This window comes from Microcystis panniformis FACHB-1757, assembly GCF_001264245.1.
Lineage (GTDB): Bacteria > Cyanobacteriota > Cyanobacteriia > Cyanobacteriales > Microcystaceae > Microcystis > Microcystis panniformis.
This window is the reverse complement of sequence record NZ_CP011339.1, coordinates 4538266-4556370: the sequence shown is the minus strand read 5'-3', so window position 1 is coordinate 4556370 and position 18105 is coordinate 4538266. Positions and strand designations below refer to the sequence as shown.

At 41.3% G+C, this 18105-nt stretch carries 15 protein-coding genes, 1 tRNA gene and 1 pseudogene; 2 read left to right on the top strand and 15 right to left on the bottom strand.

Annotated features, from left to right (window positions below; genetic code table 11):
• Positions 1-180: 180 nt before the first annotated feature.
• The 5 genes and pseudogenes from VL20_RS21680 to VL20_RS21660 form a co-directional block, all read right to left on the bottom strand.
• Complete coding sequence (locus VL20_RS21680) at positions 181-1134, bottom strand: RpnC/YadD family protein (RefSeq protein ID WP_052277760.1); 954 nt, start codon at positions 1132-1134, stop codon at positions 181-183.
• Positions 1135-1263: 129 nt separating this feature from the next.
• A pseudogene (locus VL20_RS21675) lies at positions 1264-1728 on the bottom strand (DUF4351 domain-containing protein); the annotation flags it as partial.
• A gap of 129 nt (positions 1729-1857) precedes the next feature.
• On the bottom strand, positions 1858-3348 hold the full coding sequence (locus VL20_RS21670) for an MFS transporter (RefSeq protein ID WP_052277759.1): 1491 nt from the start codon (positions 3346-3348) through the stop codon (positions 1858-1860).
• Positions 3349-3370: 22 nt separating this feature from the next.
• Complete coding sequence (recO, locus tag VL20_RS21665) at positions 3371-4153, bottom strand: DNA repair protein RecO (protein ID WP_052277758.1); 783 nt, start codon at positions 4151-4153, stop codon at positions 3371-3373.
• Between the two features lie 77 nt (positions 4154-4230).
• Positions 4231-4303, bottom strand: a tRNA-Ala gene (locus tag VL20_RS21660).
• 77 nt (positions 4304-4380) lie between these two features.
• Between VL20_RS21660 and trhO the strand changes: the two genes are divergently transcribed.
• Complete coding sequence (gene trhO / locus VL20_RS21655; protein ID WP_052277757.1) at positions 4381-5193, top strand: oxygen-dependent tRNA uridine(34) hydroxylase TrhO; 813 nt, start codon at positions 4381-4383, stop codon at positions 5191-5193.
• Between the two features lie 48 nt (positions 5194-5241).
• Here trhO and VL20_RS21650 read toward each other — a convergent pair whose 3' ends face one another.
• Genes VL20_RS21650 through VL20_RS21635 form a run of 4 tightly spaced genes read right to left on the bottom strand, consistent with a single transcriptional unit; the run spans position 5242 to position 8374 of the window.
• Positions 5242-6798 carry a protein kinase domain-containing protein gene (locus tag VL20_RS21650; RefSeq protein WP_052277756.1) on the bottom strand — a complete coding sequence of 519 codons (1557 nt, stop codon included), beginning with the start codon at positions 6796-6798 and terminating at the stop codon, positions 5242-5244.
• Positions 6799-6855: 57 nt separating this feature from the next.
• Entirely contained in the window at positions 6856-7299 is a 444-nt protein-coding gene (locus VL20_RS21645) for a polyhedral envelope domain-containing protein (RefSeq protein WP_052277755.1), read from the bottom strand.
• A 44-nt stretch (positions 7300-7343) separates the two neighbouring features.
• Positions 7344-7820 carry a hypothetical protein gene (locus VL20_RS21640; RefSeq protein WP_052277754.1) on the bottom strand — a complete coding sequence of 159 codons (477 nt, stop codon included), beginning with the start codon at positions 7818-7820 and terminating at the stop codon, positions 7344-7346.
• A 44-nt stretch (positions 7821-7864) separates the two neighbouring features.
• Positions 7865-8374 carry a coiled-coil domain-containing protein gene (locus VL20_RS21635; RefSeq protein ID WP_052277753.1) on the bottom strand — a complete coding sequence of 170 codons (510 nt, stop codon included), beginning with the start codon at positions 8372-8374 and terminating at the stop codon, positions 7865-7867.
• 374 nt (positions 8375-8748) lie between these two features.
• Here VL20_RS21635 and VL20_RS21630 point away from each other — a divergent pair, with 374 nt between their 5' ends.
• Positions 8749-9276: a hypothetical protein gene (locus VL20_RS21630; RefSeq protein WP_052277752.1), complete on the top strand. Its 528-nt coding sequence runs from the start codon at positions 8749-8751 to the stop codon at positions 9274-9276.
• 41 nt (positions 9277-9317) lie between these two features.
• Here the strand turns inward: VL20_RS21630 and VL20_RS21625 are convergent, their stop codons facing one another.
• The 6 genes from VL20_RS21625 to VL20_RS33145 form a co-directional block, all read right to left on the bottom strand.
• Positions 9318-10097, bottom strand: a complete 780-nt coding sequence (locus tag VL20_RS21625) for a pentapeptide repeat-containing protein (protein WP_052277751.1) — start codon at positions 10095-10097, stop codon at positions 9318-9320.
• A gap of 437 nt (positions 10098-10534) precedes the next feature.
• Positions 10535-13633 carry an efflux RND transporter permease subunit gene (locus tag VL20_RS21620; RefSeq protein WP_052277750.1) on the bottom strand — a complete coding sequence of 1033 codons (3099 nt, stop codon included), beginning with the start codon at positions 13631-13633 and terminating at the stop codon, positions 10535-10537.
• A 42-nt stretch (positions 13634-13675) separates the two neighbouring features.
• The gene (locus VL20_RS21615) at positions 13676-15031 is read right to left on the bottom strand and encodes an efflux RND transporter periplasmic adaptor subunit (RefSeq protein WP_052277749.1); all 1356 of its coding nucleotides are present in this window, start codon (positions 15029-15031) and stop codon (positions 13676-13678) included.
• A gap of 60 nt (positions 15032-15091) precedes the next feature.
• Positions 15092-16393, bottom strand: coding sequence for an MFS transporter (locus VL20_RS21610; protein ID WP_052277748.1), 1302 nt, complete (start codon positions 16391-16393; stop codon positions 15092-15094).
• A 48-nt stretch (positions 16394-16441) separates the two neighbouring features.
• A complete protein-coding gene (locus VL20_RS33150; RefSeq protein WP_284525882.1) occupies positions 16442-17200 on the bottom strand; it encodes a hypothetical protein in 759 nt (252 codons plus the stop codon).
• Positions 17164-18072, bottom strand: a complete 909-nt coding sequence (locus VL20_RS33145; RefSeq protein WP_284525881.1) for an FAD-binding oxidoreductase — start codon at positions 18070-18072, stop codon at positions 17164-17166. Before VL20_RS33145 ends, VL20_RS33150 begins: the two co-directional genes overlap by 37 nt.
• Positions 18073-18105 lie beyond the last annotated feature (33 nt).

Here is an 18105-nt window from a genome sequence, read left to right as displayed (position 1 = left end):
AATCAATAAAAGTGGACAAAAGTGGAGCGGGTTAGCTCACTCTTAGGGTGTGTTAGCATTAGCGTAACGCACCGTATAAGTCTGTATAATACGCTACAAATTTTTTCCAACAGGCGATCATCAGAAATCCAGAAAACGGGTTTCTCAAAGAAACCCGTTTTCTTGGGCGACAAACCAGAATTATTCAGGTTTGATTAACTGATTTAAATAGCCTTGAAAATCTGAGATTGAGTCAAGAGTAATCGCTTGTCTGTGGAGATTTTTTAGAAGAGAAGTGTCTTTAACTTGGCTAATCTCATCAACCAGTTCAGAAGGCACATTCTCAAAGCGAATCTCAAGGGCATCAATGACAGATTCTCGAGCTTTTTGAATCATCCCCTTTTCCATTCCCATTCTTTCAACACTGGTAATATAAGGCATTCTTTTTTCCTCCTCGTACTGATTTAATTCCTGTTGAAACTCTTGTTCTAATTCAGTGGGTAAGCTCATCAGCCAATCGATAAACTTAAAGAGGTTGATAATATCCTCTCGTTGATAACCCTGTTCGTACAACCGTTTAGTTAATGCTAATTTCGCTTCTTTGCGCTTTTTTCGGTTTTGCCGAGTTTCTAAAGCTTGGAGATGCGCCATCACGACTGTAGCAAAAGGATTGCGGCTGGCTGCTAAAGCTGACCACTGCTGCTTAAATTCTAGCAACTTGACGACCGGAAAGCGAAAACTCACTTGACAATCAAATAACTCACGTTCAAATTGATTGGGTCGCCAAGAAGCATTATCATCACCTAAAACTGCCAAACTCGCTACTGAACGCCTGTAACGATCATAAATGCGGTAGTAATAGACAAACATCCGTTCAGCAAAGTCAATTTCTCGCTGACCCTGGATTTCTATGTGGATTAAAACCCAGGTCTCTTCTCCCGCAAGACGATAAATTTTCACCAACTTATCGACGAGACGTTTGCCTAACTCAGCATCCCGCACCACTTGTTGAAGTTCTTTGTCGAGAAATTCAAAGCCTTGATTCCAATCAATACCCGCGTGAGCTTGAGGAAAAAAGAAGGAAACAAAGTCTTCAAAGTAGATTTCTAAGACATCTTTCCAAGGAGTATCAAAATCAGTATTTGGGTTAGTCATTTCAGTTATCAGTTATCAGTTCTCTTGAACCACCGAAGCAATTTTTGTGATATACTGTACTTACAATCGCAGAAAACGGGTTTCTTAAAGAAACCCGTTTTCTCCAAAAGGCGAACGCTAATGTCAAAGCTAGGCAGTTAAAGTATTTAACCAATTGATTAAATCTTCAACCGCAGAGAAGTCGAATAAAGCTTCTCCTAATGCTTCGACATCATCAATACTTAACTCCATAATTTTAGTTTCTAATGCAGGATTAATCTCCCCTAACTTGCGTTTAAGTTGACGAAGAATCAATGTCTTTTCACGTTCGATACCGCGTTCAATACCGCGTTCAATACCTTGTTCGATACCTTGTTCGATACCTTGTTCGATACCTTGACGCATCCAACTGGTGGTAATTTGCATAACTCCCTCCTGTACGGGTTAACTAAATGTGCTAATCTCTTCTTGAAATTGTATCTCTTCGACCGGATTTAGATTGAGATAAGTATCAATAAATCCAGAAATTAATTCCATTTTCGCCGCATCTAACCTTAAAGTGATTAACAAGCGCAGACATTCCGCCTTAACCTTAGCTCGCTCTTTGTCTGCAATAGGGTGATCCAGAAAACGGGTTTCTTCAAGAAACCCGTTTTCTATTCAATCTCCTGACTCCTAACTCCTAACTCCTAACTCCTAACTACTGATTACTGATAACTGATCACTGATAACTGAAAAGTTACGCTAATCTTTAGATAAATTGCGAGAAACATACCAAGTAAAACCGCCGCCGATAACTGCCATAACTGCTAAAGCTAATAATACCGGTCGGAGTCCGAATTGAGTTTCGGCGATACCCGCGACAGCTAAGGGTAAAGAGAGGGCAATATTAACGGCATTATTTTCTAAACCAAAGACTTTACCGCGCATTTCGGGGGGTGTATCTGCCTGTAGGGTAGTTTGCATGGGAACCCCGACTAAAGCGGCAAAAATCCCTAATAAAGCCGTCATAGCGAAGGCTAAAATTAAACTCTTTGTTGCTAGGGATAAACCGATTAAAGCTGCCGCCATACCCAGGGAACCCCAGAGACTTAATCGGGTGTGGGAGAATTTTTGACCCCAATAACCCAAAGTAATGGCACTAACTGCCATTCCCGCACCACAGGAGGCTAATAAAAAGCCAAATTGAGAGGCTTTTAACCCGGGTAGTTTTTCGGCCATACTGACAGCTAATACTGATAGAGCAGCAAAAATACAGAATAAGATGACTAATTGAATTAGAGCGTTACGAACTTTATGATTTTTGTTGAGGTAACGAATGCCGTCGCGGATATCTTCCCAAACATGGGGCTGTTCTGCGGTAGGAATAATATATTTTTCGCTAGTTCGCAGGATAATTAGAATTAAACCGGCAATTATATAAAAACCACCGACAATCATCACTTTTCCTAAGTTAAATTGTCCGGCTCTAGTGCCGAAAATGCTATCAGCAAAAGCTAATAGAGGTTCACCGATGGCAAAACCGATAATTAATACCGCCATGGTGGTTAAAGTGCTGAGGGAATTAGCGGGTAGAAGATGACGACGTTTTACTACTAATGCCAGGGTAGATTGTTCGGCAGGGGCAAAAAATTGGGTTAAGGTGGAGACAAGAAAAGTAATGACTAACAACAGGAAAAAACCGAAGGGTAAGTTAAATTCTCCCTGTAACCGGTAATGCCAATTTCTTAAACCGTCAGGCAACCAACCGAGGGGAACGGCTAAAGTTTGCTCGCGCACTAACCACAATAATAGGGGAATAACGAGGACAAAAGCCCCGCGTAAAAGGTTAGAAATAACTAAAACTTGTTTTTTTAACCATCTATCAACATATACACCCGCCACCGAACCCACTAACACCGCCGGAATTGTATTAGCAATCATTATCGCCGATACCCAGCCACTAATCGACTGATCGGCTTTTTGGTAATGGGTGGCAATTAGGGATATCATCAGGACTAAATAGAATTTATCCGCTAATTGGGAAAAAATTCCCCCCGCCCAGAGAATGAGAAAGCGCGGGTTTTTTAGCACTGGGGCAAAACCCTGACTGGGATTGGATTTGGGCGCACGTTTAGGCAAGCGGTTCATGGTTTCTGCGTCGGATTGCCTCGGTGAGGAATCGGAAGAATTAAAAACAGGAGTGGAGGAGGCGCTAGACGTAGCGTCGTCAGTTTCTGAGTCAAACAGTTGCATTATGATGATTTTTGCTATCTGTTTAAAATTCTAAGGGAGATAAACCCTCAACTAATGCCGAGGAGCGAAAAGTTTTTCCCAGATGATATTGAGTATAGCTGCGCAGCAGGCGATCGAGGTTAATCCAAGCTAGTTCTGAGGTAAGGTTTTCTTCTGGGGGAAAATCTGTTTTTCCTAGGCATTGCAGTAATTGCAGTTCTTGCAACGTCAGTTTACTATCGATTTTGGGCGGGTTGATTGTTTCTGTTAGGGCAGCTAGATCTATTATTCCCCCTGCCTCGAAACTAAATCCTAGGCAATTGTTCCCAATTAAAGCTTTTCCCGTCAACAGGCAGTTATGGACTTGCGGCACTAAGCCGGCAATTATTAAGAAATGAAAAATTGCTTGACAAAGGTAGGGAAGTATGTATTCATTCTCGTCGAGGACTTCAATTCTGGCCAGATGGCTGCAGATTAACTCGTATAATTCCCTCTGGGGTTGTTCGCTCAGTGCGATCGCCAAAACCAGTTCGCAGAGGTATTGACTAACGGTGAGTTTGGCGAGATTTTGACTTAATTTGGGATAAGATTCGATAGTTTCAGCTTGAACGACCTTATCTAGGGATTTTCCTGCGACTATTAACAGATTATTGACCACAAATAGTTCACTTCTACCCCGCAGGGAAGATTTATACTTGCGCGCACCGGGAGCGATGGCTCTAATTAAACCATATTCGGCGGTCAAAATAGTTAAGAGGCGATCGGCTTCTCCGAAGGCCATTCCTTGTAGATTGATTCCAGTAGCTTGATAGGTACGAGACATCATTTAATAATTAACTAGCTAATTGTCTCCCCAAGAAGACTTGAGCTAATCACCAAGCGCAGGGGAATCAGTCAGGACTATGGAGGTTAGCGGACTCGAACCGCTGACATCCTGCTTGCAAAGCAGGCGCTCTACCAACTGAGCTAAACCCCCGATCTGGTTTTTAGGACACTTTCGTTATCATAACCTATAGTGAAAAATATTACAAGTTAATTTTTCCCTTACTTGCCATGTCTTATCTAGTCGCCACTTTTTACCAGTTTGTGGCTTTGTCAGATTATCGTCAAAAACAGCCAGAAATACAAAAATACTGCCAAGAAAGAGGAATTAAAGGAACTATTCTGCTGGCAGCCGAGGGGATTAACGCAACGATCGCAGGGAACCGTCAAGCGATCGCCGAGGTGATTAGTTGGTTAAAAACCGATACTCGTTTAGCTAATCTAGAAGTGAAAGAGTCTGTTTGTGATTATTTGCCCTTTCAACGCTTAAAAATTCGCTTAAAAAAGGAAATTGTGACTTTTGGTCAAGCCAAGGCTAATCCTCTCGAAAAAACAGGAATTCATCTCAAAACTGAAGAGTGGAACCAATTGCTGAAAGAGCCGAACGTGGTAGTTATCGATACTCGTAATAATTATGAAGTGGCGATCGGTACTTTTGCGGGAGCGCTTAACCCAGAAATCCAGCATTTTCGCCAATTTCCTGAGTATATTCAGGAAAATTTTGATAGTATTAATGATAAAAAAATAGCTCTTTTTTGTACGGGAGGAATTCGCTGTGAAAAGGCGGCAGCTTTTTTATTAAATCAAGGCTTTTCTCAAGTTTATCAGCTAGAGGGAGGTATTTTGAAATACTTAGAAGAAGTTAGTGCCGATCAGAGTCTTTGGCAAGGAGAATGTTTTGTTTTTGATCAAAGAGTAGCACTAACAGCTAATCTAGAGGTAGGACATTATGAAATGTGTCCCGCTTGCGGTCATCCCATCGATGAACAAGATAAACAGTCCCCCAATTACCGAGCAGGAATATCTTGTCCCTATTGTAGTTAATCTTATCCTATCGTCCCGCTCTCATCTCCCTACTTTTCTAGTATCTGGTTACTTTTTCTTGCGGATTTGTGTACCAGAAATCATGTCATGAAGGGCGCGTTTTTTCTTTGTCCAGGCTGCCAGTAAAAAGCCCAAATATAAGGGAGCAGTGGAGAGATATTTTAGTAAGTAGCGGCGATTTGCTCTTGCAAAAGATATGCGTCTTCCTTCCCTATCGGTGACGGATAAATCAAAAAACATTTTACCAATAGTTGCTTTAAAAAGATATTCTAATAAAACATAATATAACCATTTAATAACTATTCCTAAACCAAGAGCAGTCAGGATAGCAATATGTTCGTGAGTAAAGTTAATTTTGGCTTGAATATTATAAACAATTGCCGCTACAAATAAAGCAAACCCGATAATTGTTGTTCCAGCTGCACTTAATCCCGCTGCATAGTAAACCCACATTTCTTTGGGAATATCAAAATCAAGATTTAAGTCTTGAAAAGTTGACCATTGTTGTAAGCGAAAACAGATATAACCACCTAATAAAGCGGCGATAATAAGAACGATAAAAGAATCAATTAAAGAGGCTTTGAAACGGAGCCAAAACCCAGCATAACTGGGAGAAATTGCAGCGATTAAAGAAATAAGTGCCGGATTGGGAATAGGAATAATTTTAGGTTTTTCAGGAGAAGAATTTTTAGTTTTTTTAGTTTTTTTAGTTTGATGGGGATTGGCTTTAATATCAGTAATAATTTTTAGCAAAGTTTTGGTATTTTTCGGTCGTTCAATAGGTTTTTCTGCCATTAAATTATCGATAAAATCTGCTAATCGAGAAGGGATATTTGGTGCATATTTACGCCAGTTAAATTCATTGGTATTAATGTTATAAATTTTTGGATCACTGGGTTCTTTACCGGTTAACAAAAAGACGAAAGTTTTGCCCAAAGCATAAAAGTCTGATTGGGGGACAGAGTGACCAAGAGATTGTTCAGGAGGAGCATATCCGGGGGTATAAATTCCTGTATTTTTACCTCCTGCTAGGACGGTTTTAGTCACCTGTCGCGCTGCCCCAAAATCAATTAAAACTAATTGACCATCGGGTTTTAAGATAATATTAGAAGGTTTGATATCACGATGATAGAATTTATGTTTATGAACTTCGTGAAGAATATTGGCTAACTGAGTTAACCAATCCAAAGCGAGATTATAATCAATCGGTTTAAATCCTCTTTGTTTTTGATATTCTTCTAAGTCAATACCAGCAATTTTCTCCATAACTAAACAGTGTAAAGCAGTTTGACTCTCCCGGGGATGATAAATAAAATAGTTTTCTCCTTTGGGAATACCGGGGTGATTTAATTGTTTTAAAAGATTGGCTTCCTGTTGAAATAAATCAATAGCTTTGCTAGAATCGTAGGTAAGAACTTTTAATACTTTGGGTATTTTACGTTCATCTATCACTTCATAGGTATTACCAAATCCACCTTTGGCACTCAATAAATTTGTGACTCGATATTTACCATTTAAAAGCAAGTCGGAACCACAGGATTGACAGTAACGACTCTCCGTGATACTTTTCGGTTTGGGACAATGAGGATTAATACAAAAACTCATGGATTTTATTGGTAGATTACAAAATAAACTTGATGATTAAAATATTCACCGATATATTTAAGGTTTATTGCCAAGAAAAAAGCCGCGCAATCCCAAAGTTACCACGGCACTTAAAAAAGCCACAACCATGGGGATAATCAGGGATTTAAACCCTTTCAAGTCAGCAATATCTTTAACTAAGATTGCATAATTATCTTCAACTTTTTCTAGTCGTTTATCCATTGTTTCGACTTTCTGATCAAGAGTTTTAATATCTCCTTTGATTTCTGTGACTTCCACCTTTAAATCATTAACATCTTTTTGGAGACTGTCAAATTTTTGATCCATATCTCTTTGGAGATTGTCGATTTTCTGATCCACATCTCTTTGCAGGGTGTCAAATTTTTGATTAACATCTCTTTGGAGAAAGTCAATTTTTTGATTAACCTCTTTAATGCTATCTTTAATTTCTTTCAGGACAGATTCAAGGGAATAGGTAACGGTTTCGCTAGTTTGTGTCATAATTAAAACCCTCTTACAGATAACTATTTTATTGAAATAAAAAATTAAGGTTTGTTGCCAAGAAAAAAGCCGCGCAATCCCAAAGTTACCACGGCACTTAAAAAAGCCACAACCATGGGGATAATCAGGGATTTAAACCCTTTCAAGTCAGCAATATCTTTAACTAGGATCGCATAACTATCTTCGACTTTTTCTAGTCGTTTATCCATTGTTTCGACTTTCTGATCAAGAGTTTTAATATCTCCTTTGATTTCTGTGACTTCCACCTTTAAATCATTAACATCTTTTTGGAGACTGTCAAATTTTTGATTAACATCTTTTTGGAGACTGTCAAATTTTTGATCCATATCTCTTTGGAGATTGTCGATTTTCTGATCCACATCTCTTTGCAGGGTGTCAAATTTTTGATTAACATCTCTTTGGAGAAAGTCAATTTTCTGATTAACCTCTTTAATACTATCTTTAATTTCTTTCAGGACAGATTCAAGGGAATAGGTAACGGTTTCGCTAGTTTGTGTCATAATTAAAACCCTCTTACAGATAACTATTTTATTGAAATAAAAAATTAAGGTTTGTTGCCAAGAAAAAAGCCGCGCAATCCCAAAGTTACCACGGCACTTAAAAAAGCCACAACCATGGGGATAATCAGGGATTTAAACCCTTTCAAGTCAGCAATATCTTTAACTAGGATCGCATAACTATCTTCGACTTTTTCCAGTCGTTTATCCATTGTTTCGACTTTCTGATCAAGAGTTTTAATATCTCCTTTGATTTCTGTGACTTCCACCTTTAAATCATTAACATCTTTTTGGAGACTGTCAAATTTGTGATTAACATCTTTTTGGAGACTGTCAAATTTTTGATCCATATCTCTTTGGAGATTGTCGATTTTCTGATCCACATCTCTTTGCAGGGTGTCAAATTTTTGATCCACATCTCTCTGAAAGTAATCTATTTTCTGACCCATATCTCTTTGGAGAGAGTCAATTTTCTGATTAACCTCTTTAATACTATCTTTAATTTCTTTCAGGACAGATTCAAGGGAATAGGTAACGGTTTCGCTAGTTTGTGTCATAATTAACAACCTCTGGTCGATAGGGACAAATACAATTAGGTTATACTGAAAAAGTTTTTCGTTGGTGTGGGGTGTGGGGTTTTACCCATTTTCAGGGAAAAAGTCCCGGAATTTTCCCTCTGATCACTCCAATGGCTGGTACTTTTTGATTTGAAAAAAGCCTAAAGATATTATCCAACAAAGTTTTTAGATTTATTCAGCCAGCCCTAATTATTCCCCTATTGCCTATTGCTAGGGACTAAGGACGATTTCGCTACTGGAAAATTTCCATTGTGGCCAGAGAGCGGTTATGGTAATTTAAGAAAGCGATCGGGGAACTCTCACAGGGAAGATCCCGACCCTAGCCAGGGAGTGCCTGTTTAACCGTCTGTCCTATGTACAAGTCTATTACTGTTTTAACGCTGCTGACGGGAATTATCGCCGTTGATGTGGTTTTAGCTCAATCCACTGTTAATCTTCCTATTGCAGTTCAACAGGGAGAATCCTACGAGGGATTATTGACTAGAGCATCGCAATTAGCGGAGAAAACTATCATCAGTCGTTTTAATCAACAACAGGGTCTTAATAAAATTGATTTATTAATAACGGCCGAAAAATCAGGAGCGATCGCACCTTTGCTCTCGGTGAAGGTGTCCCGTCAAGATTGGTTTGGCCATCCCAATATTCAACGCTGGGGGAATGTTTTTCCCTTTGGCAAAGATCTCCTCGGTTTTAGCTCTCCCGCACCCGTCGTCACCCCGAAAAGTCCCCCCGCTGCCGTTAATCCCACACCATCTCCAGCACCATCTCCCGGCGCTACCACTCCTCCTCCTCCCCCTGCTTTACCCTTCGAGGATGAGCCGAATAATGCTCCCCCAATCCCCATTCCTAACCAAAGATTAACCACTCCAGCTAATCGTTAATCGATAGGAAAAGGAGGGGATTTCGGCCGATATATTGACTTTTAAGTGGCAAAACGAGGCTGAAACCAGTCTAGGGGAAAAATATCATCTTCTTGGACGATTTCTGTCCAACCGGTGACGCTCTCAAAACAAGTCCCCGTCAAGTTAGCACCCCTCAAGTCCGCTCCCTGTAGATTTACCTCTTGTAACCGCGCTCCCGCTAGATTAGCACCCCCTAAATTGGCCCCGCGTAAATCACTACCCGTCAGACGTGCCTCGCTAAAATTAGCCCTTTCTAAATTAGCCCCCTGAAAGTCCACCTCTTTAACAAAAGAGCCGCTAAAATTGGCTTCCCTTGCGGAAATCTGACGACATTTAGCCCCACTTAACCGCGCTTCCTGCAAATTGGCCCAATTGAGATTGACTTTATCTAGGGTTGCCTCCAAGAGATTAACTAAGTATAAATTCGCCCCGCATAAATTCGCCCCGCATAAATTCGCTCCCCGGAGATTAGCATGGGAAAGATCCGCCCCACTTAATCGCGCGTTACGCAGGTTTGCCTGTACCATAAAGGCCCCGGTGAGATTAGCTTTGGTTAAGTCCGCTTCCACTAATTGCGCTTGACTTAATTTGGCATAGGTTAAATTCGCCCAATTTAAACTCGCTCCCCGCAGATTTGATTTAGTCAGAAAAGAGCGACTCAAATTAGTTCCGCGCAAATTGGCCGCAGCAAAATTGACAGCGATTAGAGTCACTTGTTGTAGATCTAGACTCATCAAGTCAATGGCTAAAAAATCCCGCTCTCCTTGTTCGTAGAGTCTTAGTAACTGATTAACTTTCATCTCCCTTCTTCTACTTATAAGATGGTGGTTAAGAAGTAATCAACAAAAGCACCTAAAAACTTTGTCCGATAACTCACTCTGCTTTTAGATGAGCAATTTATCAGGCTCTCTTTTGAGTTTATGTAAAGTTTTTTGTCGATTTTTTAAGAGAAGATAACGCGAACAGCAAGTTAATTTTCATCATAGTTAAGTAGCTTGGCTAAAACAGTTGCACTGGTTTTTCCAATTCTACCCCAGTCCATCGGGTAATTAGTATCTAACACTACTCTTGTTAAAAAACTTATCTATTGTTTAAACTCGATTATATTTAACCCAGCCAATTATCCCTATTTTCTCGGATCAGGGCAGTGGAGCCGAGAGGACTTTCAGGGTATTTTTACTCAAATCAATAGAGACGTTGCCCAGCAACGTCTCTACAAAAGTGGTATTTAATCAAGCTACTCAGAAACAGACAGAGGGGAAACCTTTTGGGCTTGAGCGAGATAGTACCATCCCGACGGGACAAATACCAGTGCGCTTAAGGTGGTTCCGATCACCCCGATGGAAATACAGATAGCGAGGGGTTCCCAAAAAGCGCCGCCGTAGAGGAATAATGGCACAAATCCCGTCACGGTGGTTAAGGTAGTGGTAAGAATGTGACGGGTGGAAGCAATGACCACTTCCCGGATTGCCTTGCGTTGGCGTTGAAGATGGGGGGGTAAAGCTTGTAAAGCCGCTACCACGACAATAGAATCATTAACGGAAACCCCAACTAAGCCGATAGTGCCTAAAATGGACATGAATCCCAAGGGATATTCAAATAACCAGAGGGAAAATAAGGCTAGTCCAATTGAACTAATACCGACGACAGTAACTAGGGCAGCAAGACGGAAGGAGTTAAAAGAAAGAACAAGGGTTGATAGCATTAGAATCGCCAAGACTCCCACACTAGCAATTAGATTAGCCACAGCTGTATCTCTTTCTTCTTCCTCTCCGCCAAATTCGAGCCGATACCCTGCCGGAAGGGAAAATTTGCCCGATTCTAAGTTTTGGCGAAATTCGTCTAAAACCGTTGCAGCGATCGCATCAGCTTGAACATAGGCCTTCACCGTATTAATTCGCTTGCCATTTCGTCGAGGAATCGTGGCTAATTCGGGGAGAAAATCAAATTCTGCCACGGAGGAAAGGGAAATATTCGCCCGTTCAGCAGTGGCGGAATTACCGAGAATATTTAAAGAGGCAATTTGTGGCAGTTGCTCGCGATCGCGATTAGCGACTCGGACTCGTACGGGTAATTCTTCCGTTGCTTCTAAAATCGAGCCACCCACAGAACCTTCTAAAAGGTTATCCAATTGGCTGGCGATCGCCGCATTATCCAAACCAATCAGTCGAGCTTTTTCTTCATTAATTTTTAAGGCTAACTTAGCTTGAATTTCACTTAAATCAGCAACAGAATAGGTTATTTCAGGTATTTTTGCCAGTTCTTCCCGTAAGGACTCGCCAATTTTCCTTAACATCTCCAATTCTGAGCCATAAACCCTAATTTCGATCGGGGCGCCCACCGGTGGACCCTGTTCTAGGGGGCTAACTAATACCCTTGCCATCGGTAGAGCTTGACTTAATTGTTTTTGTAAGGTTTCGATCAATTGGGGTTCATCAGAAACTTGCCGAAGTTGAATCAATGCTTGGGCAAAATTAGGAGAGTCTTTGATGCCATCGGAGAGATTATAGTAGAAGGGGGGAGCATTACGCCCTAAAAACCAGTGAACTTCCCCAATTTCTCGATGATCTAGCAGTATTTTTGCAGCTTGAGCCACTTTTACCTGAGTTACTTCTAGGTTTGTGGTGGGGGCTAGTTCGATTTCTAAGGTTAACTGATCTCGTTCTGCTGGGGGAAAGAATTCTTCTGGGAGAGTGCCAGCGACAACAAAGCCAGTAATTGGGATAATCAAGCCAATAACCAGACCTAATACGGGAAAATAGAGAATTAACTTCAAAATTTGGCGATACAAACCCGTTAGGAGCGGTAAATTAATTCCCGTATCCCACCAATGGGTTTTTGTCTGGTGCGAGCGATGAGTCAGTTGATATAAACGTAAACTGAGGACAGGAATAATCGTTAGGGACAAAATTAGAGAACTAACCAAGGCTAAGATCACTGTTTGGGCGATAGTACGCACGAATTCGCCAATGCCTCCTTGCAAAAGAGCGATCGGCATAAAAGACAAAATCGTGGTTAGGGTAGAAGCTAAGAGGGGAATCCCTAACTGTTTAACGGTTTCAGCAACAATATGTTCGTGAGCTATTCCCGTCCGTAGTCCTTTTTGCAGTTCATCGACAATCACAATAGCGTTATCGATCAAAAGTCCCAAAGCAATAACAATTCCTGTCACCGACATTTGATGTAGGGGAATTTGCCAGAGATTCATACCGGCAAAGACCATCAGGATCGATAAAGGCAGGGATACACTTACTACCAAGGCGGACTGCCATCCCATCATCACAAAAGCTGTCCCCATGACACAGAGTAACCCTAGGATCATGTTGCTGAATAATCCATCGAGTCGGTTAGCCACATAACGATTTTGGTCAAAAATTATCTTGAGGCTCACACCTTGGGGGAGAGAGGGTCGAAACAGGTCTAACTTGGCCTGGGCTGCCGTTGTCCATTCGTCTATGCGTTGCCCCGATTCCATCATAGCGGCCACCACAATAGCGGGTTTACCGTTAATAATGGTTAGTTCTGGTGGTGGTTCTTGAATTCCCTTGGTAACTAGGGCGATATCTCCTAAACGGGTAAATTGTCCCTCATTACTGTAACGAATCGGAATTGCTCGAATCCGAGAGAGTGATTCTAAACTGGTATCGACTTCCAATAATAAATTATTGCGATTACTGCGAAGTTGTCCGGCGGCGACCTTGGCATCACTGGTTTGAATTTGTTGGGCAACTTCGACGGCGGTTAGGCCCAGGGAGGATAATTTCACCGGATCGATTTCGACTAAAATTTCCTCGGCCGGAACCCCGACTAACTCGACCCTTTCGGTTCCCCAAAGGGCTTCTAATTCATCGAACAGTTCTTGGCCAAGTCGGCGTAAAATAGCGTAATTAGGAGCGGTATCTAGATCCCAAAGGATGGCAGTCAATAAACTAAAGGCTTTACTATATCCTTCTTCGTATAAGGGTCTTTGGGCTTCTGGGGGTAGTTGCGGGATGACATCGGTAATCCGATCGCGAATGCGTGACCAGACGGGATCCACATCAGTCACTTCATCTTTAAGTTCAATATTGACCGTGGAACGCCCTAATTCTGAGGAGGACTCAATCAGGCTAATTTCTTTGATGCTAGAGAGAGATTGTTCAATTTTTTCGGTCACTAGGGATTCGACCCGATAAGGACTGGCACCGGGTAAATTGGTGGTAATGGTGGCACCTCGATTAATTGTTTCGGGATCTTCCATGCGCGGCAAAATTTGAAAGGAAGACAATCCCCAGACAATAATCAGAATTAAGGTAAGAATTAGTAATCTAGGTTTACGTTCAAATAAGTTATTCATTGGAGATTATTAGGGATAATAAAGCTGATTAATGACCGCTGACTACCAAATTTCCACCATTTGCCCGGGTACAATGCGGTGAACCCCTTCGACGATCACCCGATCACCGGAGGTGAGCGTCCCGCGCACCAACAAGCGATCGCCTTGAATCGCTAGAACTTCTAAATCTTGGCGTTTGACGGTAAACTGTCGAGGATTATCGGGATTAGCTTCTCCTAGAACATAGGAAGACCATAATCCTCTCGTGCCTTGTACTAAAGCTTCTGTGGGCAACCAATAGCCCGATTGTGGAACTGATTGAGATAATTCTAGGCTGACCACTTGCCCCGGAATCAGGCCCTGAGTCTGATTTAAACTTAAAATAACCGTGGCGGTACGGGTAGTTGGATCAATTTGGGGCAAGGTTGAAGTGACTTGTCCTGTTACTATTTTGTTACCAATTTTTAAACGATGTTTACTGCCAATTGGTAAGTTTTCGGACTGGTCAATGGGAACCCCTATACGCGCTTCCAGTTTATTACTTTCCACTAAACGAACGATCGGATTACTTGCAGAAACAACAGTGCCAATATTGACGTGAAGGAGGGCAATAGTGCCATCGTAGGGGGCTTGAAGTTGGCTTTTCTCAATCTCTAATTTAATATTCTTCAGTTGGGCATCAAATTGGTCAATAACGGCTTTTTGCAGAGAAATCAATTCGGGACGAGTACCGGCCTTGAGTTCATCTAATTGACTTTGGGCTTCATCAATTCTCGCTTGTTGTGCATTAACATCTGTTTGCACTTCTTCGAGTTGTTCTCTAGTAATTGCCCCTTCTTGATACAATCCTAGCCGTCTTTGGTATTTAGATTGGGCTAAAGCTAATTGTTCCCTGAAATCTCGGACTTTTGCTTGGGCTGCGGCGATACTTTCTTTCCTGGAACCAGCTTGTAATTCTTGCAGTTTAGCCGTCGCTTGCGATCGCTGGGCGATGAGTTCTTGTTTTTGTGCTTCTAAATTGCGTGTATCTAGAGTAGCAATTAAAGTACCTCGGCGTACCTCTTGACCCTCTTGAACCAATAAACTAATTAATTGTCCCGAACGCTCAAATCCTAGTTCACTTGTCCGTTTAGCCACAATATTACCCGTATAACGGCGCGGTTCTTGGTGATGGGTGACAGGACTTAAAGTTAAGGTTCGCACAGGTAAGGCTGCCGTCTTGCTCTTATCGATTGCTAACGAAGCGGTTTCTTTTGAGGTGGTGGATTCAGAGGTGTTTTCTAAGAGGACATTACGCAGGGTAGGATAGGCAAAAACCGAGGTGGCCGCTAGGATCCCAGTAATAATTAATCGCCAGGGCAATCGCAGTTTTTTGATAGCAGTTTCTTGCTGTTTAGTGACAGGATTGGGGGAAGTCATAATCTAGTTCCAAATGAGTAGGGTTTTGTCAAGAGTAATAACAGATTAGCGAGGAAAGAACTATTTTTTGATGGCATAAGGCCGTAGGACAAAAGCCGCTGCTAGGGATAATATACCGGCGGACAAAAAGGCAATTTGTACCCCCCAGGGGTTATCAGGAGTTTTCCCGAAAGACAGGATTAATCCTGTTAGAAAAGACCCCGCACCTTGGCTAAATTGAATTAGGAGACCCCTGGTACCAAAAAATATTGCTTCTCGTCCCATTCCCTGTTGCTCCGCATCTTGATCGATAATGTCCGATAACATGGCATTCGGCAGACTAAAAAAGCTGGCTAGGGCTAAATTAGCGATGATCGAAAGGATTAACCAGGGAATCAAAGAATCTTGCCACCAAAAACGACCACAGGCCATGGCAATCATACCCAGACCAACCCAGATTAAAGAACCTTGAAAAACCAGTTTTTTGCCATATTTTTGCGCTAAGGGTAAAACCAGGGTAAATCCAGCCAAGGCACTACCGACGATAATAGTATTAATCACGGCGGCAAAACTTACCTCTCTTTTGAGGAGAGCAATTACTAAAAAAGTCGGAATTACCGAGATAATACTAATCACCATCCACGCCAAAATCATGGTGATCATATAGATACAAAAAGTCCGATTAGTAAAAGCCGCCGTTAAGGTGGTTTTAAAGTTAGGATATTTCCCCTTAGAAGGAGTATATTCTTCTTTTTCTAGCAAGGGCATAGCTAGGGTAATTAGCCCAATAAGACTAATAGCAATACCCATCCCATGAAAGCCATAACTATCAGTTAACCAAGGGGCAATAATCCCACCAATGGTGGCACCAACTAAACCAAAAATTCCGATTTGAGTTGATAATTTAACCCTTCCTTCTGGGCTTTTAGCGAGAGTGGGCAACCAGGCTAAATAGGGAACATGATAGGATGCCATACCCACATAAAACACCCAAAGCATGGTGACTAAATAAATGAAGTAAGTAGTTTGATTTAAGTTATTAGGGGGATTAAACAACAGGATAAAACCACCAATTAAAGGGAGTAAACTGGCCAGTATAAATGGTCTTCTTTTGCCCCAAGGACTCCAAAAGCGATCGGAAAAATAACCGATCACTGGCTGCACAAAAGCTCCAGCAATACGGCTAATCATTATCGCTATTCCCACTAAAGCAGAGGGCAATAAAATGGATAAGTTATAGTCATTGGGAATGCCCGGGTCGTAGCGATAAATTAGCATGGTTAGAAGGGCATTATTAACGATAAAGTTACCAAACCAACCAGTGATATACGGAAGATAATCTATTCGGAGATGTTGCCATTTGCTAGAAGTGCTAGAAGTCATTAGAATTGGGGGAGAGATGGGCAGTTAGCAGTAGATTGTTAGGCTTATTTAAAGAAATTCGTAGCGACCGGGTGAGAGAATGTGATTGGGATCCAAGCTGTCTTTAATTTTCTGGATTAAGCAACTATAATCGTCTTGGGCTGCGGGTAAACTATTCATAGAGTGGGTACTAAGACGGTAGGGATAATAACCTTGATTGATCAATTCTGCCAACATTTCATCGTGACAATTTAAGGCTTTTTGGTCTTCGCCTTCTAGCAATCGATCATAAAAAATGGCAGCATTGATGTTAATATTGCGCTCGGTAACACAGTTAATGCCGATATTGGGTTCATAACCATATTTTTGAGCGATGCTGCTGATAATATTGAGAGCATTTCTGAGATGATTTCCCAGAAAAGGAACAGCGGGAACACACCAAATCATGCCACAGGCATCCAGGTCTAAATTCAACCTATCGGTGGGGGGCGTTTTTTTGCGCCAATAGGCCATCTTCAGCACTTTTTCGGTAATCATTCCTCGTTGGGGATTTTTGTGATAAATTAAATCCACCTTATCCTTAATTTCCACCCCTGTAAATACTTTAAAAATGGGACTCATTTTACTGGCCATTTTAAACTTATTTTCATCAAAAAACATAAGTTTATTGACAATTCCTTTCAAGGCTTTTTCAATTAGTTTTCTTTCAACTTTTCCCTGTTCTGGTGAAGCCGAATATAAAGCGCCTTCTCCTATCCAAACACCGCCACCCCATTGATGACTTAATTGTTCTAATAAATCGGGGGTAAAGGAGTTTTTTCTTGGCATTCCTGCCAGGGATATTGTTGTTGAATAGACAACATTCGGTAGTTATTATTGATGTGGAAGGTGGTTTTAATTACCCCTGCCATTTTCAGTTGACGTAGTTTGTCGATCAATAACTCTAATTTATTTTCTTGATCGATGCTATAGAAAAAAGCCTGAAAATATTCAGGATAGGGGGTTAACCAAAAAGTCATTTTGGTGACGATTCCCAGGTTAGATTGGGTAAAAATTCCATCAAAATAAGGACCGACTCCCCAACGATTGACCGCCCCTATTTGGGAGTTTTCAAAGCGATTAAATCCCGTATGAACACATTCACCGGTGGGCAAAACTACTTCCATTCCACAGACATGATTAAAGCGATCGCCCAAAGGTCCTTTGGCTTCACCTCGTTCGAGAATATTGCCAATAATACTAGAATCAGGAGTCGAACCAGTGACACTCATTAATAATTTATTGCCATTTTTCTGCAAAAAATCGTAGAGTTGTCGCTGAGTAACACCCGCTTCAATAGTTACATAAGCTAGGGTTTCATTATAATCCAAAATCTGATTTAATCGACTCAAATCAATTAAAACCGAACCAGTGCGGCTAGGAACTCGCGAACCATAACCCCAATTTTTACCCGTACTAATAGGATAGACAGGGGTTTGATAGCGATTAGCAATTTTTAGAGATTCTTGGACTTCTTGACGATTACCTGGGCGAATAATTGCCGGGATTTTAGCATGGGTTTCGTAGGTAGCGGTCTCGGCTTCTAGGCGTTTTTTGTTATCGGTGCTGACATATTCGGAGCCTAATAAATTTTCCCATTCTTGTAGAGCGTTAGTTAAATTGTCGCTAATAATATTTTCGGAAACAATTAGAGAGTCCATAGTATTTTTTTTCTCCTTGAAATTCAGGTATGA